20 protein-coding genes and 1 tRNA gene are annotated in these 19,178 nt (G+C 66.5%); 6 read left to right on the top strand and 15 right to left on the bottom strand.

Annotated elements, in window-relative coordinates:
* Positions 1-21: 21 nt before the first annotated feature.
* Positions 22-1,074 carry a two-component system sensor histidine kinase NtrB gene (locus AC3RCC_RS15255; RefSeq protein ID WP_492258789.1) on the bottom strand — a complete coding sequence of 351 codons (1,053 nt, stop codon included), beginning with the start codon at positions 1,072-1,074 and terminating at the stop codon, positions 22-24.
* A gap of 109 nt (positions 1,075-1,183) precedes the next feature.
* Positions 1,184-2,206: a tRNA dihydrouridine synthase DusB gene (gene dusB, locus AC3RCC_RS15250; protein ID WP_492255794.1), complete on the bottom strand. Its 1,023-nt coding sequence runs from the start codon at positions 2,204-2,206 to the stop codon at positions 1,184-1,186.
* 214 nt (positions 2,207-2,420) lie between these two features.
* On the opposite strand from dusB, the gene AC3RCC_RS15245 reads away from it, so the two are divergent.
* Positions 2,421-3,608 (top strand): bifunctional 2-C-methyl-D-erythritol 4-phosphate cytidylyltransferase/2-C-methyl-D-erythritol 2,4-cyclodiphosphate synthase, encoded by a 1,188-nt coding sequence (locus AC3RCC_RS15245; RefSeq protein WP_291645610.1) that lies wholly within the window; start codon positions 2,421-2,423, stop codon positions 3,606-3,608.
* 4 nt (positions 3,609-3,612) lie between these two features.
* Positions 3,613-4,110 carry a CinA family protein gene (locus AC3RCC_RS15240; protein WP_452116197.1) on the top strand — a complete coding sequence of 166 codons (498 nt, stop codon included), beginning with the start codon at positions 3,613-3,615 and terminating at the stop codon, positions 4,108-4,110.
* Here the strand turns inward: AC3RCC_RS15240 and AC3RCC_RS15235 are convergent.
* The 5 genes from AC3RCC_RS15235 to AC3RCC_RS15215 all read right to left on the bottom strand — a co-directional run bounded on the left by AC3RCC_RS15235 (position 4,102) and on the right by AC3RCC_RS15215 (position 6,670).
* The gene (locus AC3RCC_RS15235; protein WP_492255793.1) at positions 4,102-4,572 is read right to left on the bottom strand and encodes a type II toxin-antitoxin system RatA family toxin; all 471 of its coding nucleotides are present in this window, start codon (positions 4,570-4,572) and stop codon (positions 4,102-4,104) included. The genes AC3RCC_RS15240 and AC3RCC_RS15235 overlap by 9 nt on opposite strands.
* 13 nt (positions 4,573-4,585) lie before the next feature.
* Positions 4,586-5,587 (bottom strand): lipoyl synthase, encoded by a 1,002-nt coding sequence (gene lipA, locus AC3RCC_RS15230; protein WP_291641838.1) that lies wholly within the window; start codon positions 5,585-5,587, stop codon positions 4,586-4,588.
* A 94-nt stretch (positions 5,588-5,681) separates the two neighbouring features.
* Positions 5,682-5,957: a GlsB/YeaQ/YmgE family stress response membrane protein gene (locus AC3RCC_RS15225; RefSeq protein ID WP_291641836.1), complete on the bottom strand. Its 276-nt coding sequence runs from the start codon at positions 5,955-5,957 to the stop codon at positions 5,682-5,684.
* 76 nt (positions 5,958-6,033) lie between these two features.
* A complete protein-coding gene (locus tag AC3RCC_RS15220) occupies positions 6,034-6,375 on the bottom strand; it encodes a GlsB/YeaQ/YmgE family stress response membrane protein (RefSeq protein ID WP_291641834.1) in 342 nt (113 codons plus the stop codon).
* Positions 6,376-6,421: 46 nt separating this feature from the next.
* On the bottom strand, positions 6,422-6,670 hold the full coding sequence (locus tag AC3RCC_RS15215) for a GlsB/YeaQ/YmgE family stress response membrane protein (RefSeq protein ID WP_291641832.1): 249 nt from the start codon (positions 6,668-6,670) through the stop codon (positions 6,422-6,424).
* 404 nt (positions 6,671-7,074) lie between these two features.
* Here AC3RCC_RS15215 and AC3RCC_RS15210 point away from each other — a divergent pair, with 404 nt between their 5' ends.
* On the top strand, positions 7,075-7,698 hold the full coding sequence (locus AC3RCC_RS15210; RefSeq protein ID WP_492255792.1) for a hypothetical protein: 624 nt from the start codon (positions 7,075-7,077) through the stop codon (positions 7,696-7,698).
* A gap of 9 nt (positions 7,699-7,707) precedes the next feature.
* Here AC3RCC_RS15210 and lpdA read toward each other — a convergent pair whose 3' ends face one another.
* From lpdA to AC3RCC_RS15170, 8 genes are all read right to left on the bottom strand, one after another.
* Positions 7,708-9,147, bottom strand: a complete 1,440-nt coding sequence (gene lpdA, locus AC3RCC_RS15205) for a dihydrolipoyl dehydrogenase (RefSeq protein WP_492255791.1) — start codon at positions 9,145-9,147, stop codon at positions 7,708-7,710.
* A gap of 74 nt (positions 9,148-9,221) precedes the next feature.
* Positions 9,222-9,914 carry an SGNH/GDSL hydrolase family protein gene (locus AC3RCC_RS15200; RefSeq protein ID WP_291641826.1) on the bottom strand — a complete coding sequence of 231 codons (693 nt, stop codon included), beginning with the start codon at positions 9,912-9,914 and terminating at the stop codon, positions 9,222-9,224.
* 7 nt (positions 9,915-9,921) lie between these two features.
* A complete protein-coding gene (locus AC3RCC_RS15195; RefSeq protein WP_492255790.1) occupies positions 9,922-11,286 on the bottom strand; it encodes a pyruvate dehydrogenase complex dihydrolipoamide acetyltransferase in 1,365 nt (454 codons plus the stop codon).
* On the bottom strand, positions 11,277-11,639 hold the full coding sequence (locus AC3RCC_RS15190; protein WP_291642359.1) for a hypothetical protein: 363 nt from the start codon (positions 11,637-11,639) through the stop codon (positions 11,277-11,279). The genes AC3RCC_RS15195 and AC3RCC_RS15190 overlap by 10 nt, the downstream gene beginning before the upstream one ends.
* A 24-nt stretch (positions 11,640-11,663) precedes the next feature.
* Positions 11,664-13,067, bottom strand: coding sequence for a pyruvate dehydrogenase complex E1 component subunit beta (locus AC3RCC_RS15185; protein WP_492255789.1), 1,404 nt, complete (start codon positions 13,065-13,067; stop codon positions 11,664-11,666).
* A 65-nt stretch (positions 13,068-13,132) separates the two neighbouring features.
* The gene (gene pdhA, locus AC3RCC_RS15180; protein WP_291642356.1) at positions 13,133-14,224 is read right to left on the bottom strand and encodes a pyruvate dehydrogenase (acetyl-transferring) E1 component subunit alpha; all 1,092 of its coding nucleotides are present in this window, start codon (positions 14,222-14,224) and stop codon (positions 13,133-13,135) included.
* 174 nt (positions 14,225-14,398) lie between these two features.
* The gene (locus AC3RCC_RS15175) at positions 14,399-14,710 is read right to left on the bottom strand and encodes a septum formation initiator family protein (RefSeq protein ID WP_291642354.1); all 312 of its coding nucleotides are present in this window, start codon (positions 14,708-14,710) and stop codon (positions 14,399-14,401) included.
* Between the two features lie 34 nt (positions 14,711-14,744).
* Entirely contained in the window at positions 14,745-15,824 is a 1,080-nt protein-coding gene (locus AC3RCC_RS15170) for a hypothetical protein (protein ID WP_492255788.1), read from the bottom strand.
* 194 nt (positions 15,825-16,018) lie between these two features.
* On the opposite strand from AC3RCC_RS15170, the gene AC3RCC_RS15165 reads away from it, so the two are divergent.
* From AC3RCC_RS15165 to AC3RCC_RS15155, 3 genes are all read left to right on the top strand, one after another.
* Positions 16,019-16,093, top strand: a tRNA-Lys gene (locus tag AC3RCC_RS15165).
* 683 nt (positions 16,094-16,776) lie between these two features.
* The gene (locus AC3RCC_RS15160; protein WP_492255787.1) at positions 16,777-17,676 is read left to right on the top strand and encodes a LysR family transcriptional regulator; all 900 of its coding nucleotides are present in this window, start codon (positions 16,777-16,779) and stop codon (positions 17,674-17,676) included.
* 239 nt (positions 17,677-17,915) lie between these two features.
* Positions 17,916-19,175, top strand: coding sequence for an NAD(P)/FAD-dependent oxidoreductase (locus tag AC3RCC_RS15155; protein ID WP_492255786.1), 1,260 nt, complete (start codon positions 17,916-17,918; stop codon positions 19,173-19,175).
* Positions 19,176-19,178: the final 3 nt, after the last annotated feature.

Genomic DNA, 19,178 nt, shown 5'->3' with positions numbered 1-19,178 from the left:
AGCTCTGCTTCCTGGTGGCGCTTAGCCTGCCTGACGCTCGCGCGCTTCGTGCAGGGGCAGTCGGATCCGAAATGTCGTACGTCGCGGCACGGACTCGCACTCGACGATTCCGCCGTGATCGCCGATCACCTTGGCGACGAGTGCAAGTCCAAGGCCACTGCCCTGAGCCTTGGTGGTGACGAAGGGATCGAACAGATGGGCGTGCAGATCGGCAGGGACGCCCGGGCCGTTGTCGCGCACGCCGATCTCCAGCGGCAGAGCAAGCCGCGCATGCGATCCCGGCGCCTGCATGCGGATGCCCGGCCGATAGGCTGTGGTCAGCGTGATCTCGCCGTCGATCGCATCGGAGCCGATCGCTTCGGCGGCGTTCTTGACCAGATTGAGCAGCACCTGGACGAGCTGATCGCGGCTGCCGGAGACCGGCGGCAGAGACGGGTCATAGGCCTCGCTGAAACGGATATGCCGTGCGAAGCCCGACTGCGCTAGCCGCTTCACATGGTCGAGCACGTCATGGACGTTGACCGGGCCGCGCTCGCTCGGCCGCTCGTCGCCGAACAATTCGACGCGCTCGACCAGCTTCACGATCCGGTCGGCCTCGTCGCAGATCAGCTGCGTCAGCAACCGGTCTTCATCCGGCACCGAGGTCTCGAGGAGTTGCGCTGCGCCGCGAATGCCGGAGAGCGGGTTCTTGATCTCATGCGCCAGCATCGCGCCGAGCGCGGTGATCGAGCGGGCTGCTCCGCGATGCGTCAACTGCCTGTCCATTTTTTCGGCAATTGTCCGTTCTTGCAGCAGAAGCACCACCGCTTCCGGCTGCCCCGGCAGCGGCGAGGCGAAGACGTCGACGATCCGGTCGAGCCCGAGCCGGGGCGAGCCGAGTTCGAGCCGGTACTCGCTGACGCCGGCGCCGCGCCGCTGAACCTCGTCGACGAGGGCCAGGACCGGCGAACCGAAGGCGATCAGATCCTGGAGCCGCTGGCGCTTCAGCACCACGGCGCTGGCCTGGAAGAAATCCTCGGCTGCCGTATTGGCATAGAGCACGGCATGCTCCTCCCCGACCACGATGACCGGCATCGGCAGCACGTTGAGCGCCTGGATCTCGAGAGAATCCAACAATGCGCCGCCCGGCGTCTCTCTGCTTTCGCCGAATATCGCCATGGTCATACGCGGTTTTCCCTGTGGTTCAGGCGGCTGCGCCGAGGCGCTCGGTCGAAAACAGACGGTCGAGCGCCGCGAGCGCGCGGGACGGCTCGACCGTGGTCAGGAGCTCGCGCCGCGCCTGCTCATCGGGCTCGAACCCGCAGGCCAGCGCCTCGTCGGCATAGGCGGCCAGATGCTTGCGGGCATGGCGGACGCCGACCTCCCGCCCCATCAGTGACAGCAGGCCATCATAATGCTCGCGCGCCAATTCGGCCTTGGTCTCGACGGCGATCGTCTCGAGTTCGCGTCCGGCGAGCACCGCGCCGATCTGGCCGGGCAGCCAGGGACGTCCCAGCGCGGCACGGCCGATCATCACATAATCGGCGCCGGACTGTTCGAGGCAGTCGCGCGCCTGCGCCGCGGTCGCGATGTCCCCATTGGCCACCAGCGGAAAGGCACCTGCGGCGCGTACCGGCGCGATCGCCGCCCAATCGGCGACGCCCTTGTAGAATTGCTGGCGCGTGCGGCCATGCACGGTGATCGCCGCAGCCCCGGCCGCGACGGCACGCCGTGCGAGCTCAGGCGCATTGCGCGAGGCATCGTCCCAACCGAGCCGCATCTTGACGGTGACGGGCACCTTCACGGCCGCGACCACGGCCTCGACCAGCCCGATCGCATGGTCGAGATCGCGCATCAGCGCCGAGCCGGCCCAGCCTCCGACGACCTTCTTGGCCGGGCAGCCCATATTGATGTCTACGATCTCGGCTCCCGAGGCTTCGGCGACCTGCGCCGCCTCGGCGAGCCAGCGCGCCTCGCAGCCGGCAAGCTGCACCACATGCGGTGTCACGCCCGAGCCCTCGGCCCGCAGGCGCGCTTCCTCGCTGCCTCGCACCAGCTCGTCCGAGGCGATCATCTCGGAAACGACCAGGCCGGCGCCGAAGCGCGCGCTGATCCGGCGCATGACCACATCGGTCACGCCCGACATCGGCGCGAGGAAGGCACGGGCGGTCGGGATCAGCCCGCCGATGGCCGTAACCGCATCGCCTGATTTTGAGGCAGATTCCATTATGGTGATTTATTGGACATCTGCTGCGCTGCGCAAGGGAATTCTCGACAATGCTGCATTGCACCATGGTCGCACGCCGATGGCTACGACTGCATTTTCGATGTGCAGCAAGGTCGGCACAGACCATCGGGCCGGCAGGCCGCTTGGCTATCGGCGCTGCGCGGCCTATCACCCAGCACCAGCAGAATCCGGAGCTTCCGACGCATTCATGACCATGGCCGTAGCCGCCCTGATCGTCGCCGCCGGCCGCGGCCTGCGCGCCGGCGCCGAGGCGCCCAAGCAATACCGCCGTCTGGGCGGTCAGCCCGTGCTCTGCCGTGCGCTCGCGCCCTTCCTGGCCGAAGCCCGCATCGGCCCCGTTCTGGTGGTGATCGGCGCCAGGGACGATGCGCGCTATCGCAATGCCGTCGCGGAACTAGGCGAAGCCGAGCGCGCGCGCCTGCTGCCGCCGACCCATGGCGGCGAAACCCGCCAGGCTTCGGTCCGGGCCGGACTGAAGGCGCTGTCCGAGGCAGGCTTCGCCGGAGCCGTGCTGGTGCACGACGCCGCCCGCGCCCTCGTCTCGCCCGAACTGGTCCACAGGGCGCTCATCGCCGCCCGCAAGACGCAGGCTGCCGTCCCCGCCCTCGCCCTGACCGATACGGTGAAGCGGCTCGATGCCGACGGCCGCATCGTCGAGACCCCGCCGCGCGATCGCCTCGTCTCGGTGCAAACGCCGCAGGCCTTCGCCTTCGCGCCCCTGCTCGCCGCGCATGAAGCGGCCTTCGCGGCAGGCGCTCACGGCTTCACCGACGATTCCGCCCTGATGGAATGGGCCGGCCACGAGGTCGCGACCTTCGCTGGAGACCCGATGAACCTGAAGCTCACCCATCCCGAAGACTTCACTGCCGCCGAGCTGCGGCTGGGGCGCAATCTCGTGCCCCGAATCGGAACCGGCTACGATGTGCACGCCTTCGCCGATGGCGACCATGTCTGGATCGGCGGCGTCAGCATTCCTCATTCGCGTGGCGTCACCGCGCATTCCGACGGCGATGTCGGCCTGCATGCCTTGACCGATGCGCTGCTCGGCGCCCTTGCCGATGGCGATATCGGCAGCCATTTCCCGCCGAGCGACCCGCAATGGCGCGGCGCCTCCTCCGACCGCTTCCTCGCCTTCGCGGCGGAGCGCGTCGCAGCCCGCGGCGGGAAGATCGACCATCTCGATCTGACGATCATCTGCGAGGCGCCGAAGCTCGGCCCGCATCGCGATGCGATCCGTGCCCGCATCGCCGCGATCGCCGGCCTGCGGCTCGACCAGGTCGGGGTCAAGGCCACGACCTCGGAGCGCCTGGGCTTCACCGGGCGCGGCGAGGGACTCGCGGCGCAGGCCTGCGCCAGCATCCGTCTGCCGGAACCGGAGTGAGAGCATGTTCGACCTCGAGACCCGTTCGCTGGCTGCCGAGCTCCTGAACATCTCGCGCGAGCGCGGCATCACTGTCGCGACGGTGGAATCCTGCACCGGCGGGCTCGTCTGCGGCGCCCTGACCGCGATCGCCGGCTCGTCGAGCGTGGTCCTGGGAGGCCTCGTCACCTATTCGAACGAGGCCAAGACCACGCTTGCCAACGTCCCCGCCGAGCTGATCCTGCGACATGGCGCGGTCAGCGAGCCGGTGGCGCGGGCGATGGCCGAAGGCGGAAGGGAACGGCTCTCCGCCCGCCTCGCCGTCTCGATCACCGGCGTCGCCGGCCCCGATGGCGGCAGCGAGGAGAAGCCGGTCGGACTCGTGCATTTCGCCTGCGCCGGCGCAGACCGGACCCTGCATCGCGAAAAGCGCTTCGGCGCGCTCGGGCGCGACGAGATCCGCCGCCTCAGCGTGCTTGAGGCGCTCGACCTGCTGCGCGAGGCCTCGCTGACCTCAGCCTGAAGCGAGAGGCACCCCGGCGCCATAGACGGCGTCGGCCCGGCGCTCGAAGGCCTCGGCGAATTTGCGGAAGGCCTTGTCGAACATCGCGCCCATCAGCAGGCCGAGCATGCGGCTGGCGAATTCGTAGGAGATGAAGAACACCACCTCCGAGCCCTTCTCGGCTGGTCGGAAGCTCCAGCGGTTCTCGAGATAACGGAACGGCCCGTCGACATATTCGACCAGGATCTTCAGATTGGCCGGATCGAGCGTCACCCGGCTGGTGAAGGTCTCGCGGATCGCCTTGTAGCCGACGGTCATGTCGGCGAGCAGCACTTCGCCTCCCCCTTCACGCGGCGTTCGCCTGCGCACCACGAGCCCTTCGCAGAGCGGCAGGAACTGCGGGTACTTCTCGACATCCGCCACGAGAGCGAACATCTCCGCGGACGAGTGCTTCACCCGCCTGGTGCTGTTGAACATCGGCATCGGAAAGCCGCTCTCAGGCGCCCGTCTTCGCGGCGCGCGCCGCCCGCAGCTTGGCGAAATCCTCGCCCGCGTGATGCGAAGAGCGGGTCAGCGGCGTCGCGGAGACCATCAGGAAGCCTTTCACATAGGCAATGGTCTCGAAGCTCTTGAATTCGTCGGGTGTGACGAAGCGGATCACCGCATGGTGCTTGCGCGAGGGCGCCAGATACTGGCCGATGGTGATGAAGTCGACCTCGGCGGAGCGCAGATCGTCCATCAGCTGGAGCACCTCGTTCCGCTCCTCTCCGAGGCCGACCATGATGCCGGACTTGGTGAAGATGGTCGGGTCGAGCTCCTTCACCCGCTGCAACAGCCGCAGCGAATGGAAATAGCGGGCGCCCGGGCGCACCGTCAGATACTTGCCGGGAACCGTTTCGAGATTGTGGTTGAAGACGTCGGGCTTGGCCGCGACCACGACTTCGAGCGCGCCGGGCTTGCGCAGGAAATCGGGCGTCAGGATCTCGATGGTCGTCGTCGGCGAGGCCTCGCGGATCGCGCGGATCACGCGAGCGAAATGCTCGGCGCCGCCATCATTGAGATCGTCGCGGTCGACCGAGGTGATCACGACATGCTCGAGCCCGAGCTTGGCGACGGCCTCGGCGATCTTGCGCGGCTCCTCATGGTCGAGCGCCTCGGGCACGCCGGTCTTGACGTTGCAGAAGGCGCAGGCCCGCGTGCAGGTGTCGCCCATGATCATGAAGGTGGCGTGCTTCTTTTCCCAGCACTCGCCGATATTGGGGCAGCCGGCCTCCTCGCAGACGGTGACGAGCTTCTCGGCCTTCACGATCTTCTGGGTCTCGGCCCATTTCGGCGAGCCCGGCGCCTTGACCCGGATCCAGTCCGGCTTGCGCAGGATCGGATTCTCCGCGCGCTTCTGCTTTTCGGGATGGCGGACTTCGCCCTGCTTCGCCTCGGCCTTCGGATTGCCGATATTGGGACGCGGGTCGCGGTTCAGAAGGTCGAGCACGACGGCCATGGATGGGTCCGTTTCCTGCGGCCGCAGGAGAAGGCGGCCTCGCCGTCTAGCTAATCCCGATGGCGCGCGCGGGCAACCCGCCCTGCCGCGTGACTCAGTTGCGCAGGGCGCGCCAGACCACGATCAGCAGGCAGGCGCCGGCGATCGCTGCAGTCAGCGTGCGCCAGAAGCCGTAGACCGGGATCTCCAGCAGATCCGCAAGCCGGCTGCCGACGAAGGAGCCGGCGACTCCGACGATCATGTTGGTGAAGAGCCCATGATCGGAAGAGGTGACGCGCTCGGCGATCCAGCCGGCAACGATGCCGATCAGCAACGTCATGAAGAAGCCGTAGCCCGGCGTGCCGAGCGCGGCGACGATCTCGTTGTTCATGCTAGTCCCCCTGCCCTCGCCGGTCGCAATCGCCGCGACCGAGCGAACAACGCCGGCGGTGCCGTCCGGTTCCGCCTCAGGCTATGAAGCGCGCCAGCAGCACCACCAGGATCGCCCCGATCACCGCCATGGCCATGTCGTCGGCGAAGCGGGAACCCGTCGAGATCCGCCAGGCGGTGACGCGCACGATACCCTGGCCGACCAGCATGCCGAGCAAGCCGACCACGGCATGGCGCAGGAAGCCGCCGCCACCGACGACCAGGCTGGCGATGAAGCCGGCCGCCGTACCGAAGGCAACCGGCGGCAGCAGCCGGCGCCAGTCGACCGCAAGGCCCCGCTTCGGCGGCAGGATCTCGACCTTGTCGTCCTCGATGATCCGGCCGGGACCGCGGGGTTTGCGCGTGCGTGTCGTCGTCATCGCAGCGATATGCCCATCGCGCTCGCCGGTTTCCAGAGGAAAGCGCTCAGGCGATCAGCCGGGCCAGCAGCACGACGACGATCGCACCGATCGTCGCGGTGACGATCTGCGAGATCAGCGGATTACCGATGCCGAGATTGATGCCGAGGGCGCCGAGCAGGAAGCTGCCGACGAAGGCACCGATCAGGCCGGTGACGATGTAGCGGATAAGGCCTCCGCCGCCGACCACGATGCTGGCGAGCCATCCGGCGACGAGGCCGATGACGATGGCGACGAGGATTGCACGCATATCCATCGGAAACCTCCGGAAGCGATCGACCTTGTACCCGTTCGACGCAGATCTCCCGGAAATGCGTCGCGGCCATGGAGAATAGACGGGAGCAGCCGGGAAACAACCGCCGGCGCGCCAAAGGCGCTTCCGAACCAGGCCTTTCGGGCGGCTGCGGTTGACGGAGCAGTGTTTTGGGAGTTCGCTATAGCATCGGACCGAAAAGTGGAATCCACTTTTCGGAAAATTCCGATGCGGTAACAATGGCATAGATCACCGTGACCGCGTCCGAACGGACGCGCGGTGATCTAGCCGCTCGGACTGGAGGCTCTGGCTCTGCGGCAGCGTGGAGGACGAGGCCGGCCATGCCCTGTTGCGAAGGCGCTCTCGCACCTGAAGGCAGAACCCGTCCACGCCGCTCGGGCGTGCTGATGACGGGAGGCTTCCTTGCTGCCGCCTTCGGCGGCGCCCCTGCATCAATCGCCTCGGAGCGCGAAACGGAGCGGCGCTGGCATGCGACCGGCTATGTCAGTCGCTGGGTCAACACCGATCTTCTCGATGTGCCGACCCGGGCGGTCACTGGAAATCTGAGCTTCTCGGACACGAATTTCGCCGGCGTCGGCCTGTCGCGCGTGGTCGTACCCTCCTTCTCGATCCCGCTGCCCTTCTCCGATTTCGCTTTCCGCGGAAACCGCATCGAGCTGGAAGGGCAAGTTCTCAAGCATTTCGGCGGCCAGAGCCATTGGGAGGGCACGCTGGCATTGATGTTCCGCACCGGGCAAATCCCACTCGGCGGCGGGCTCGAAGCCAATCTCGCCATCGCCGAAGGCCTGTCGGTCGCATCCGAGCGGCCGCGCTTCGAGGGAGCCGTCGACGTCCGGCCGTCGCGGGTGCTGAACTATCTCGCCTTCGAGGCGGAGTTCTCGCACGCCTCTGCGCCGGGCGTCTCGTTCGTCACCCGGCTGCATCATCGGTCCGGTGTCTTCGGCCTGATCGCGCCGAAGAAGTCCGGTTCGAACTTCATCGGCGTCGGGATCAGGATCGACCTGCGTTAGCGCCGCAGCTCAGGCGTTGAGCACCTTGCCATAGGCGTCGAGCACGGCCTCCTTCATCGTCTCCGACAGGGTCGGATGCGGGAAGATGGTGTGCATCAGCTCTTCCTCGGTGGTCTCGAGGTTCATCGCGACGACGAAGCCCTGGATCAGCTCGGTGACCTCGGGCCCGACCATATGGGCGCCGAGCAGCTTGCCGGTCTTGGCGTCGAAGATCGTCTTGACCATGCCCGAGTCCTCGCCTAGCGCCACGGCCTTGCCGTTGGCGACGAAGTTGAAGCGGCCGACCTTGAGCTGGTGCCCGGCCTCCTTGGCCTTGGCCTCGGTCAGGCCGACGCTGGCGATCTGCGGGTGGCAATAGGTGCAGCCCGGGATCATCGCCTTGTCCATCGGGTGCGGATGCAGGCCCTTGATCGCCTCGATGCAGATCACCGCCTCATGCTCGGCCTTGTGCGCCAGCATCGGCGGGCCGGCGACGTCGCCGATCGCATAGACGCCCTTCACATTGGTCCGGCAGAGCCCGTCGATCGCGATCACGCCGCGATCGAGCTTCACGCCGAGCGCTTCCAGCCCGAGATTCTCGACATTGGCGACGACGCCGACGGCCGAGATCATCCGCTCGGCGGTGATCGTCTGCTTGTTGCCCTTGTCGTCCTCGATATGGGCGGTGACGGAGTTCGCCCCCTTCTCGACCTTGGTGACCTTGGTCGAGGTCAGGATCTTCATGCCCTGCTTCTCGAACGCCTTCCGGGCGAAGGCGCCGATCTCGGCATCCTCGACCGGCACGACCTGCGACATCACCTCGACCACCGTCACCTCGGCGCCGAGCGTGCGGTAGAACGAAGCGAACTCGATGCCGATCGCGCCCGAACCCATCACGACCAGCGACTTCGGCATGGTCGGCGGCACCAGCGCCTCGAAATAGGTCCAGATCAGCTTGCCGTCCGGCTCCAGCCCCGGCAGCACGCGCGGCCGGGCGCCGGTCGCGACGATGATGTGGTCGGCGGTGTAGGTGCCCTCGCCCTTGGCGTTCTTCGGCGGCGGCACCTGCGGCTGCATCGCCGGCTTCTTAGTCGGCGCGACCACGATGGTGTTGGCCTTGGTGAGCTTGGCCTCGCCCCAGATCACGTCGACCTTGTTCTTCTTCATCAGGAACTGGACGCCGTTGTTCATCCGGGCGGCGATGCCGCGCGAACGCTTCACCACGGCTTCGAGATCGGCCTTGAACGTGCCTTCCAGCGTCAGCCCGTAATCCTTGGCGTGCTGGCCGTAATGCAGGATCTCGGCCGAGCGCAGCAGCGCCTTGGTCGGGATGCAGCCCCAGTTCGAGCAGATGCCGGCGAGATGCTCGCGCTCGACGATCGCCGTTTTGAAGCCGAGCTGCGCCGCGCGGATCGCCGCGATGTAGCCGCCCGGGCCGGAGCCGATGATGATGATGTCGTAGTCAGCCATGGAAGGCACCTCGGCTCTGTCCTCCCATTTTCGGGAGGCGTTGACGTTGCGGGGCAAGGCCCCGGTAATTCCCTTTACGGACCGGTGATCCGCAGCGCCGGCCCACGCGCCGGCAGCGGCAGGCCGAGCAGCCCGTCGACGACCGGCGCAAGCGCCTGTCCGATGGCGCGGGTGTTGTCGGCGTCAAGATGGATGCCGTCTTCGCCGGTCACGCTCGCGACCACCGCCGCGTCGAAGAAATGAGCACCGATCTCATCGGCGATGCGCCGATAATATTTCGCCAGCAGCGCCATCTTCTCCGGAGCGCCCTCCATGAAGAAGTTGGCTTCATGCTCGGGATCGTCGGGCATACGCACCACCGGCGGCGAGACGATCAGCACCTCCGGCACCGGCATGCCGGGCTCGACCGGCGGGCGCTGCGCCACCTGGGCCAGCATCCGCATCGAGCGGGCCACGTCATAGGGCGCCAGCGAATGCTGGCGCTGGCAGTCATTGGTGCCGAGCATCAGGATGACGAGATCGAGCGGCGCATGGCACTCGATGAACAGCGGCAGCAGCGAGATGCCCGAGCGATAGGGCCGCAGCGGGTCTTCCAATGCGATCCGCCGCCCGTTCAGCCCCTCCTCGATCACCGTGGCGTAGCCGCCGAGCGCCTTCTCCAGCACGCGCGGCCAGCGCACATCGTCGCCATGCCGCTCCGGCCGGTTGGCGATGCGCCCCCAGGTCAGGGAGTCGCCGAAGGCGAGGATGCGCGCCTGACGGGTCATGACTACCTCACACCAGCATCGCCATCGGCTTCTCGATATAGCCCTTGAAGGCCTGGAGCAGCTCGGCGCCGAGCGCGCCGTCGACGGCGCGGTGGTCGGTCGAGAGCGTCACCGACATGATCGTCGCGACCGCGAGCTGGCCGCCCTTGACCACGGCGCGCTGTTCGCCGGCGCCGACCGCCAGGATCGTCGCATGCGGCGGGTTCACCACCGCGGCAAAGTCCTTGACGCCGAACATGCCGAGATTGGAGACCGCCGTCGTGCCGCCCTGATACTCCTCCGGCTTCAGCTTGCGCGCCTTGGCGCGGGCCGCCATGTCCTTCATCTCGTTCGAGATCTGGGAGAGCGTCTTGTGGCAGGCGTCTCGGATGATCGGCGTGATCAGACCGCCCGGGATCGAAACCGCGACGCCGACATCGGCATGCTTGTGCTTGAGCATCGTGCCTTCGGTCCAGGAGACGTTGGCGTCCGGCACCGCCTTGAGCGCCAGCGCCAGGGCCTTGATCACCATATCGTTGACCGAGAGCTTATAGGCCGGCTTGCCGTCCTTCTCCGGCGCCGCCGCATTGAGCTCGGCCCGCAGCTTCAGGAGCGCGTCGAGTTCGCAATCCAGCGTGACGTAGAAATGCGGGATGGTCTGCTTGGCCTCGGTCAGGCGGCGCGCGATCGTCTTGCGCATGCCGTCATGCGGGATCTCCTCATAGGAGCCGGGCGCGAACAGCTTCTTGACCTGATCGTCCGACGGACCGGCCGCGAGCGGCGCGGAAGCGGGCTTCGCTGCGGCAGGCGCAGCGGCGGCTGCGGCCGGGGCGGCCTTAGCCCCGCCTTGCTTGGCGGCTTCGATATCCTTCTCGACGATGCGGCCATGCGGGCCGGAGCCCTGGACCTTGCCGAGATCGATCCCTGCTTCCTTGGCGAGGCGGCGCGCCAGCGGCGAGGCGAAGGCCCGCTCGCCTGAGGCCGCTGCTGGGGCCCGAGCGGCAGGCGCCGCAGCCGGAGCGGCGGTAGCCGCAGCTGCAGCCGGAGCGGACACTGCCGGAGCCGGCGTGGCCGCCTTGGCCTCGGCCTTCGGAGCCGGCTCGGCCTTGGCCGGAGCGGCGCTCGGCGCGGAGACGCTCTTGGCATCCTCGCCCTCGCCGGCGATCACGCCGATGACCTCGTTCACCGCGACATCCGCGGTGCCTTCCGGCACGACGATCTTCGCCAGCACGCCCTCGTCGACCGCCTCGACCTCCATGGTCGCCTTGTCGGTCTCGATCTCGGCGATGATGTCGCCGGCCTTGATCTTGTCGCCCTCCTTCTTGAGCCACTTGGCGAGGTTGCCCTTCTCCATGGTCGGAGACAGCGCGGGCATCAGGATGTTCACGGGCATGGCTGGAGGCTCGCTTTTTCCAATGCGATGAGCAGCATACGGCGGACGGTGCCCATGCCGAAGCTGAGGGAGACGAGAACGAAGGCGATATAGTCGAGACGTTCGAGCGCGGTGCCGGCGAGTGTCCGTCCCCCTATCAGCTCGGGCGCGAAGGCCTGAACCGATTCAGGGATGAGTGTCAGGACGCCGGCCGCCGCCAGCACGAAAGAAATAAGGTCGACGCGATGCAGGCTGAGCCTCGCCAGAGCGAGATCACGGGCAACCAGCGGGCGTGGCGCCAGCCGGCGCTTGGGCTGGACATAGGCATAGGCCGCCAGCCCCCCGAGCAAAGCGAGGGCGACCGAAGCGATCATGGCTCCGATCGTCAGCTGCACGCGTCAGGCCCTGTAGCAGACGGCCTTGGCCGCCGCGACGACCTCGCCGACATTCGGAAGCGCGAGCTTCTCGAGATTGGCGGCGTAGGGCATCGGCACATCCTTGCCGGTGACACGGGCGACCGGCGCATCGAGATAGTCGAAGGCCGCCTCCATGATCTTCATGCCGATCTCGGCGGTGACGCCGGATTGCGGGAAGCCCTCCTCGACCGCGACGCAGCGATTGGTCTTCTGCACCGAGGCGATGACCGTCTCGATGTCCATCGGCCGGATGGTGCGGAGGTCGATAACCTCGGCCTCGATGCCTTCCTTGGCCAAGGCCTCGGCGGCGCCGAGCGCATAGGTCATGCCGATGCCGAAGGAGACGATGGTCACGTCCGTCCCCGGGCGCACGACCTTGGCCTTGCCGATCGGCACCAGGAAGTCGTCGCCCTTCGGCACCTCGAAGGAGCGCCCGTAGAGAATCTCGTTCTCGAGGAAGATGATCGGGTTGGGATCGCGGATCGCGCTCTTCAGCAGGCCCTTCGCGTCCGAGGCGCTGTAGGGCATCACCACCTTGAGCCCCGGCACGTTCGAATACCAGGCGGCATAGTCATGGCTGTGCTGGGCGGCGACGCGGGCGGCCGCGCCGTTCGGGCCGCGGAAGACGATCGGGCAACCCATCTGGCCGCCGGACATGTAGAGCGTCTTGGCGGCCGAGTTGATGATCTGGTCGATCGCCTGCATGGCGAAGTTGAAGGTCATAAACTCGACGATCGGCTTCAGCCCGGTCAGGGCGGCGCCGACGCCGATGCCGGCGAAGCCATGCTCGGTGATCGGCGTGTCGATCACCCGGCGCGCGCCGAACTCCTGCAGCAGCCCCTGCGTGACCTTGTAGGCGCCCTGGTACTCGGCGACTTCCTCGCCCATGACGAAGACGTCGGCGTCGCGGCGCATTTCCTCGGCCATGGCATCGCGCAGGGCCTCGCGCACCGTCATCGTGACGATTTCGGCGCCGGCTGGGAATTCCGACGCGGCGTCATAGGACTTCGCCTGAGCCGGAACGCTCGGCGGCGCGGCCGGAGCAGCGGGCGCTTCGGCCGGCGCTGCCGGTGCGGGAGCCTCCGCCGCCTGCGGCGCGGGGGGGGCCTTCGCGGCGCCACTCGCTGCGGCGTTCACGTCCTCGCCGTCGGCGGCGATCACGCCGATCGGCGTATTCACCGCGACGTTCTCGGTGCCGTCGGCGACCAGGATCTTGGCGAGGACGCCCTCGTCGACCGCCTCGACCTCCATGGTCGCCTTGTCGGTCTCGATCTCGGCGATGATGTCACCGGCCTTGACCCTGTCGCCCTCGGCCTTCAGCCATTTTGCGAGCTTGCCCTGTTCCATGGTCGGCGACAGCGCAGGCATGAGAATGTCGATCGGCATGAACGCACCTGGATTTCTGGAAAGCCCGTCGGGCTGAAAAATGCGATTTGGGAGCGCAGCGCCGGTCAGGCCTGCGCCGGCTCCAGCAGAATGTCGGTGAAGAGCTCCGAGACGTCCGGCTCGGGATCATGCGTCGCGAACTCGGCCGCGTCGTTGACGATCTCGCGCACCTTGGCGTCGATCGCCTTGAACTCATCCTCGCCGACCTTGTGCTCACGCGTCAGGCGGCCGCGCACCTGCTCGATCGGATCGTGCTCCTCGCGCATGCGCTGGACTTCGTCCTTGGAGCGGTACTTCGCCGGGTCGGACATCGAATGGCCGCGATAGCGGTAGGTCTGCATTTCGAGGATGTAGGGCCCCTTTCCGGAGCGGGCATGATCGATGGCGCGCTGGCCGGCGGCGCGCACCGCCCGGACGTCCATACCGTCGACCTGCTCGCCGGGAATGCCGAAGGAGACACCGCGGCGCGAGAAATCGGTCTGGGCCGAAGCACGATTGACCGAGGTGCCCATGGCGTAGCGGTTGTTCTCGATCACGAAGACGACCGGCAGCTTCCAGAGCTGCGCCATGTTGAAGCTCTCGTAGACCTGGCCCTGATTGGCGGCGCCGTCGCCGAAATAGGCCATCGATACTCGCCCGTCCTGCCGGTACCAGTTGGCGAAGCCGAGACCGGCGCCGAGCGAGACCTGGGCGCCGACGATGCCGTGGCCGCCATAGAAGTTCTTCTCGCGGCTGAACATGTGCATCGAGCCGCCCTTGCCGCGCGAATAGCCGCCGCGCCGGCCGGTCAGCTCCGCCATCACACCGCGCGATTCCATGCCGCAGGCCAGCATATGGCCGTGGTCGCGATAGCCGGTGATGATCTGGTCGCCCTCTTTCGAGGCCATCTGCATGCCGATCACCACGGCTTCCTGGCCGATATAGAGATGGCAGAAGCCGCCGATCAGGCCCATGCCGTACATCTGGCCGGCCTTCTCCTCGAAGCGGCGGATCAGCAGCATCTCGCGATAGGCGTGCAGCTCTTCTTCCTTGTCGAAGACAGGAATGTTGGAGATCGCCTTGCTCTCGCTCTTGCCCCGCGTGGCGGTCTTCGCCGGGGTCTTTCCGGCCACCTTGGCAGAATCGCCTGCCTTCGTCTTACGCGCGGCAATGGCCATAAGCAGTCCTCCGAAGCTCAACTGCTTCGGTTGTAGAGGAACGCAAAAGCCTTGGCGAGATGGACATCTCGCACTGCAACATGAGCTAGTTTGTTGATATATTTCAGAGATCAACGATTAACTTGATATCGGTTAATCGATCTTTTTGCGACTATCGTCGCCCCCTGAGCCGGCTCAGCGCCCCATCACCACGACATCGTTACGGTGGATGCGGCCAAGCACCGCGCGCCCGCGCTCCTCCAGAAGATCGCGATCGACGGCCTGGTCGCGCATCAGGCTGAGGCGCTTTTCCCAGCCTTGCCTCTCGGCCGTCAGAGCGGCGATCTCGACCTCCATCTCGCCGAGCTTCTCGCGCAGGCCGCCGAGCGCCTCGAGGCCGCGCGCGCCATGCTGGGCGTGGAACAGGAAATAGCCGACGACCGCGCCCGACACGAGGTAGAGCGCCAGAGCGATCAGGATGGAGCGGACGCCGCGACGAATGACCATGGCGTGACGCTAGAACGGCTTGGTTTATGGCGCGTTAACGAATAGGCGCCGACACCCGCAAGGCCGGATCCTCCGGCGCAGGCTCACCCTTGCCGAGTGCGATCAGATCGGCCTCGATCCGGCGGGCGATCGGCAGTCGGTAATGTGCCGGATCCCAGTAATTGGCATCCTCGCGGGTCAGGGGCGAGACATGGGCGTAGTCGGCGACGACCGCCCCGTGCCGGGCCGCGATCGCGCCGATCTGCGCCTTGCAGGCGAGTTCCCGCTGATGGGCGGCAGTGCCCTCGCGAGGCAATGCGCCGCCATAGATCGGAGGCAGGACAAGGATGCGCCTGGTCTGCGACGGAAAGACCGCCAGGGCCTGATCGAGCCAGGCCAGCGCCGGAAAACGCCATGTCGCCCGCTGTTCCGGCGTGACCGCCTCGGGCGGCGTCAGCGGCGCAATCTCGGGCGCCTTGCCCTGGCTGCCGCGGTAGAGGTGGAAACGGGCGCGGTCGAGATCATAGCTCGCCTCCGGCGGCGTGAAGACCTCGTAGCCGTCGCCGCGGATCCGCGGCGGTACCAGGCCGAAACGATTCCCGGCGAGCCTGACGGCGATCTCGAGCGTGGTGAAATTGAGCTGCTTTGCCCAGTCGTTCCAGCCGCTGTCGTCATAGAGCCAGGGCGGAAACGGCCGCGGTGTCAGCTTGCGCGCCTCGCTCGTCGCATCGGCCTCGCACCAGGGCAGGTCGATGCCCCAGATCACGAGCTTCGGCGCCGCGGTCTTGCGCGCGAACAATGCGGCGATCTGCACCTGCTCCCATGGGGTCGCCGCGTTCATGCCGAGATTGACGAACCGTGCCTGCAGGCCCTGCGACAGAATCGCCGGGTCGAGCAGCCGGATGGTCGAGGTTCCGATGATCGCGGAATCGAAGGCGCCGGACCGCACCAGCTGCGGGTACATGAAGCGCTGGTTGAGATCCATCAGCGGGCGCGGCGACTCGCCTGCCTCGACTCGCACGCCATAAGGATCGAGCAGGGCGACGAAGCCGAAAAGCGCGCCGGCAACTCCGAGTGCAGCCAGCGAAAACGCCTTGATCCAGCCCGTCCAGCGGCGGCTATCGCGATTTTCCATAACTTCAGGCGCTCCGGGCGCATCTCGTCCGCAAGGGCCGCGGGGACGCGGTTGCGGCCGGAAAATGCGTGGACTGGGACGTCTGGAACATGCGCGATGGCGACCTCGAAAATCTCTGCGGCGCTTCTGCCATGAGGAAAGCCTGCGAACAATGTTGACCGGAAAGCCGTCGCTCCCTATTCAGCGCCCGGTGAGGGCGGGTAGCTCAGTGGTAGAGCACGTGACTTTTAATCATGTGGTCGAGGGTTCGATCCCCTCCCCGCTCACCACGGCCCAGGTCGTTTATTATCAAAGACTTGGGTCGTTCGAGAGGTCTCCAGAGCCCTCCTGCCGAGGCTGAGAAGCCGGCTCCTGCCCTGAACAGGCCGGGAACATACAGCCTCTACCTGCGCCGCGCCTGTACGAAACTTGTACAAAGCCCCCCGCATTTGTTCGCCGATGGCCAGATTCGCCCCGCAGGAATCCGGGGCTAATACGGGTTCCAGTCGGCTTTGATCTCCGCGACGCGATAATCGCAATCAGCTTCAAGCAGCCATATCGGCGAGAGCATTTTCTAGGCAGCTCCGAAAGCTCGCAGACGCGACCGGCTGGCCGAAGGGTCTGTGGAATATGGACCGTCGGGCGGGAGCCATATCCGAATCTTTCGGAGCCGGCGCGGATCCAGCCGATGTGCTGAAGGCTGCGGCCCGCACGCAGATCAGCACGACAATGGGCTACGATCATAGAGGCACTGTGCAGTCGATCAGAGTTGCCGGCCTATGGAGTCGGCTCCTCGAGCGACACGTCGAGTGAGAAAAGGGGTCAGGTCTTGGGCCTTCCGCGCTCGCTAAAGCCGCCGGCAAGCTGGAAGAACGCGGCAAGCGCGCAGCGTGCAGAACTGTTCTTGACGGATCGGGGGGAAGATACTCCCTACCAATGAGGATTTTCGACTGATGCCGAAAAGGAACGGCGCATGATCTCGCACAAGCAGATGGAGGCGATCTACTGGGTCAACAAGCTCGGGACATTCCATGCCGCAGCCCGCCATCTGAACATCTCGCAATCGACCGCCTCGAAGCGTGTCCAGGAATGCGAGACGATCCTCGGACGCGAGATCTTCGACCGTACCACGCGGCATGTCGAACTCACGCCCACCGGCCGCAGCATCATCGGCCTCGTCGATCAGAGCCTGCATCTTCAGGACGAGATCCGGCAGCTGGCGCGGAGCCCCGATCAGTTCGCCGGGCGCTTCAAGTTCGGAGCTACCGAGATGATCGCGGTGAGCTGGCTGCCCAAGCTGGTTTCGGCGATCAAGGAAGCCTATCCGAAGGTGGTCCTCGAGCCGGTGATCGACGACGCCTGGACCTTGTTCAGCGGTCTGCGGGACCGAAGCCTCGACCTTGTCTTGACCCCGCGCCTTCGTGGGGAGCTCGACCTCCCCTATGTCCCGCTCGGCGACGTCGCGACGTCATGGATGTGCAGCCATTCCCTCTATGCGGGACCCGACATGCTGCCGATCGAGCGGATCGTCGAGTTTCCGGTGCTGATCCAGTCGGAGAAGTCGTCGATCTACGATCTGCTGGCGGCCTGGTTCAACGAGCACAACGTTTCGATCAACCGCACGATCATCTGCAACCACACCTCAGCCGTGGCGGAGCTCGCCAAGGCCGGCTTCGGCATGGCCTGCCTGCCGACGAATTATTTCCTGCCGCAGGTCGCCAGCGGCGCGCTCAGGATCATCCGGACCACGCCGCCTCCGCCTTCGCTGCGCTTCGTCGCCGCCTATCGCAACGACCGGATGGCGCCGATCTGCGCGCGCATCGCCGAGATGGCGCGGCAGCAGCATGATTTCGCACCGCCCGCGGACGGCTGATTGATTACTTTAATGCATCAGTCAGGCGTCAAAAATATCGCTTTTTTAGGAGAGTGCATCGCGGTCTAATCCTCGGGCGAGCTGGCCTGGAGGATCGTCTTGAGCCCATTCGAAGGACGCCGATGCAGCGTGGGGATGCCGGGCCGGAACCCGTCCGGCTGGCCGCCGCGTATCCGATTGGTCCGCATCCGCCGGCCGTATCGCGACGACGGCATAGCCCTCCGCACCGAGGACCGGCCATGACGCATCGCGGCACGATTGCGGTGTTGGGGGCCGGGGCGATCGGCGTGTCGGTGGCGCTCTATCTCCAGCGTGACGGCCGTGACGTCGTCCTGATCGATCAGGACGAACCCGGAAGCGGATGTTCCTATGGCAATGCGGGTCTGATCCAATGCGCCAGCGTCGTGCCGGTCGCGACTCCCGGCATCGTCGGCGCGGTGCCGCGCATGCTGCTCGACAAGAACCAGCCGCTGCATATCCGCTGGCGCCATCTCGGCTCGCTGGCGCCCTATTTGCTGCGCTTCCTGCGGGAGGCACAGCCTGCACGGGTCGAGGCGAATGCCCGCGCGCTCTCCAGCCTGGTTCCGCGCGCCTATGAGGACTACCGCCCCCTGATCGAAGCCGCCGGCATCCAGTCGATGGTACGGCCGAGCGGCGAGCTCCACGTCTTCGAAACCGACGCGGCCTTCGAGAACGCCAAGGCTGCGAACTTCGCCATCAGACGGGCCCATGGCGTACGGGTCGACGAACTCGATGCGGACGCAGTCCGGCAAATGGAGCCTGGCCTCGCGCGCAGCGTCCGGCACGGCCTGTTCCTGCCGGACTGCTACCAGACCGTGAATCCGCAGCGCTTCGTCGCCGCGCTCGCGCGAAACTTCACTGATAATGGCGGCCACTTCATCAAGGCGAAAGTCACCGATATCGCCCTGCACCCAGGCGGCCCGGTCGCGATCACGACGGATGGCGGGGAAATCGTCTCCGAGATGGTCGTCCTCGCCTTCGGCGCCTTCTCGAAGCCCTGGGCGAGAAAGCTCGGCATCGCGGTGCAGCTCGACTCCGAGCGCGGCTATCATGTCATGTTGCCGGAGCCGGGCGTTGCGCTGAACCGGACCGTCGTGTCGGGCGAGTACAAGTTCGCGCTGTCGCCGATCGACGGCAAGGTCCGGATCGTCGGCTCCTCCGAGCTGGCCCGGGTCGGCGCGCCTCCCAATTACGAGCGCGCGATGCGCTTGCTGCCGCTCGCGAGGCATTTGCTGCCGGGGTTGAACGAGGCCGGGCAAAGCCTGTGGATGGGGCACCGGCCGTCGACGCCGGACAGCCTGCCCCTGCTCGGTCCCGTGCCAGCCAATCCGAACATCATCTTCGCCTTCGGCCACAACCATTCCGGCCTCACGCTCGGTGGCACCACCGGAAAGCTGATCGCCGACCTCCTGGCGAAGCGCATCCAGCCGAGCGACCTTTCCCCCTTCAGCCCGACCCGCTTTGCGCGGGCGGCCTAGACC

The sequence above is a fragment of the Allobosea sp. GW823-FHT01F03 genome (assembly GCF_058798075.1).
This window is presented reverse-complemented; position numbering and strand designations above follow the sequence as displayed.

Bases quoted from the DNA above. Each gene is read 5' to 3' on its own strand.
- AC3RCC_RS15170 (WP_492255788.1), bottom strand. From the start codon at position 15,824: ATGGAAAATCGCGATAGCCGCCGCTGGACGGGCTGGATCAAGGCGTTT.
- AC3RCC_RS15245 (WP_291645610.1), top strand. From the start codon at position 2,421: ATGGCCGTAGCCGCCCTGATCGTCGCCGCCGGCCGCGGCCTGCGCGCC.
- dusB (WP_492255794.1), bottom strand. From the start codon at position 2,206: ATGGAATCTGCCTCAAAATCAGGCGATGCGGTTACGGCCATCGGCGGG.
- AC3RCC_RS15195 (WP_492255790.1), bottom strand. From the start codon at position 11,286: ATGCCCGTGAACATCCTGATGCCCGCGCTGTCTCCGACCATGGAGAAG.
- AC3RCC_RS15235 (WP_492255793.1), bottom strand. From the start codon at position 4,572: ATGCCGATGTTCAACAGCACCAGGCGGGTGAAGCACTCGTCCGCGGAG.
- pdhA (WP_291642356.1), bottom strand. From the start codon at position 14,224: ATGGCCATTGCCGCGCGTAAGACGAAGGCAGGCGATTCTGCCAAGGTG.
- AC3RCC_RS15210 (WP_492255792.1), top strand. From the start codon at position 7,075: ATGACGGGAGGCTTCCTTGCTGCCGCCTTCGGCGGCGCCCCTGCATCA.
- AC3RCC_RS15190 (WP_291642359.1), bottom strand. From the start codon at position 11,639: ATGATCGCTTCGGTCGCCCTCGCTTTGCTCGGGGGGCTGGCGGCCTAT.
- AC3RCC_RS15215 (WP_291641832.1), bottom strand. From the start codon at position 6,670: ATGGATATGCGTGCAATCCTCGTCGCCATCGTCATCGGCCTCGTCGCC.
- AC3RCC_RS15185 (WP_492255789.1), bottom strand. From the start codon at position 13,067: ATGCCGATCGACATTCTCATGCCTGCGCTGTCGCCGACCATGGAACAG.
- AC3RCC_RS15240 (WP_452116197.1), top strand. From the start codon at position 3,613: ATGTTCGACCTCGAGACCCGTTCGCTGGCTGCCGAGCTCCTGAACATC.
- lipA (WP_291641838.1), bottom strand. From the start codon at position 5,587: ATGGCCGTCGTGCTCGACCTTCTGAACCGCGACCCGCGTCCCAATATC.
- AC3RCC_RS15155 (WP_492255786.1), top strand. From the start codon at position 17,916: ATGACGCATCGCGGCACGATTGCGGTGTTGGGGGCCGGGGCGATCGGC.
- AC3RCC_RS15220 (WP_291641834.1), bottom strand. From the start codon at position 6,375: ATGACGACGACACGCACGCGCAAACCCCGCGGTCCCGGCCGGATCATC.
- AC3RCC_RS15160 (WP_492255787.1), top strand. From the start codon at position 16,777: ATGATCTCGCACAAGCAGATGGAGGCGATCTACTGGGTCAACAAGCTC.
- lpdA (WP_492255791.1), bottom strand. From the start codon at position 9,147: ATGGCTGACTACGACATCATCATCATCGGCTCCGGCCCGGGCGGCTAC.
- AC3RCC_RS15255 (WP_492258789.1), bottom strand. From the start codon at position 1,074: ATGCCGGTCATCGTGGTCGGGGAGGAGCATGCCGTGCTCTATGCCAAT.
- AC3RCC_RS15225 (WP_291641836.1), bottom strand. From the start codon at position 5,957: ATGAACAACGAGATCGTCGCCGCGCTCGGCACGCCGGGCTACGGCTTC.
- AC3RCC_RS15200 (WP_291641826.1), bottom strand. From the start codon at position 9,914: ATGACCCGTCAGGCGCGCATCCTCGCCTTCGGCGACTCCCTGACCTGG.
- AC3RCC_RS15175 (WP_291642354.1), bottom strand. From the start codon at position 14,710: ATGGTCATTCGTCGCGGCGTCCGCTCCATCCTGATCGCTCTGGCGCTC.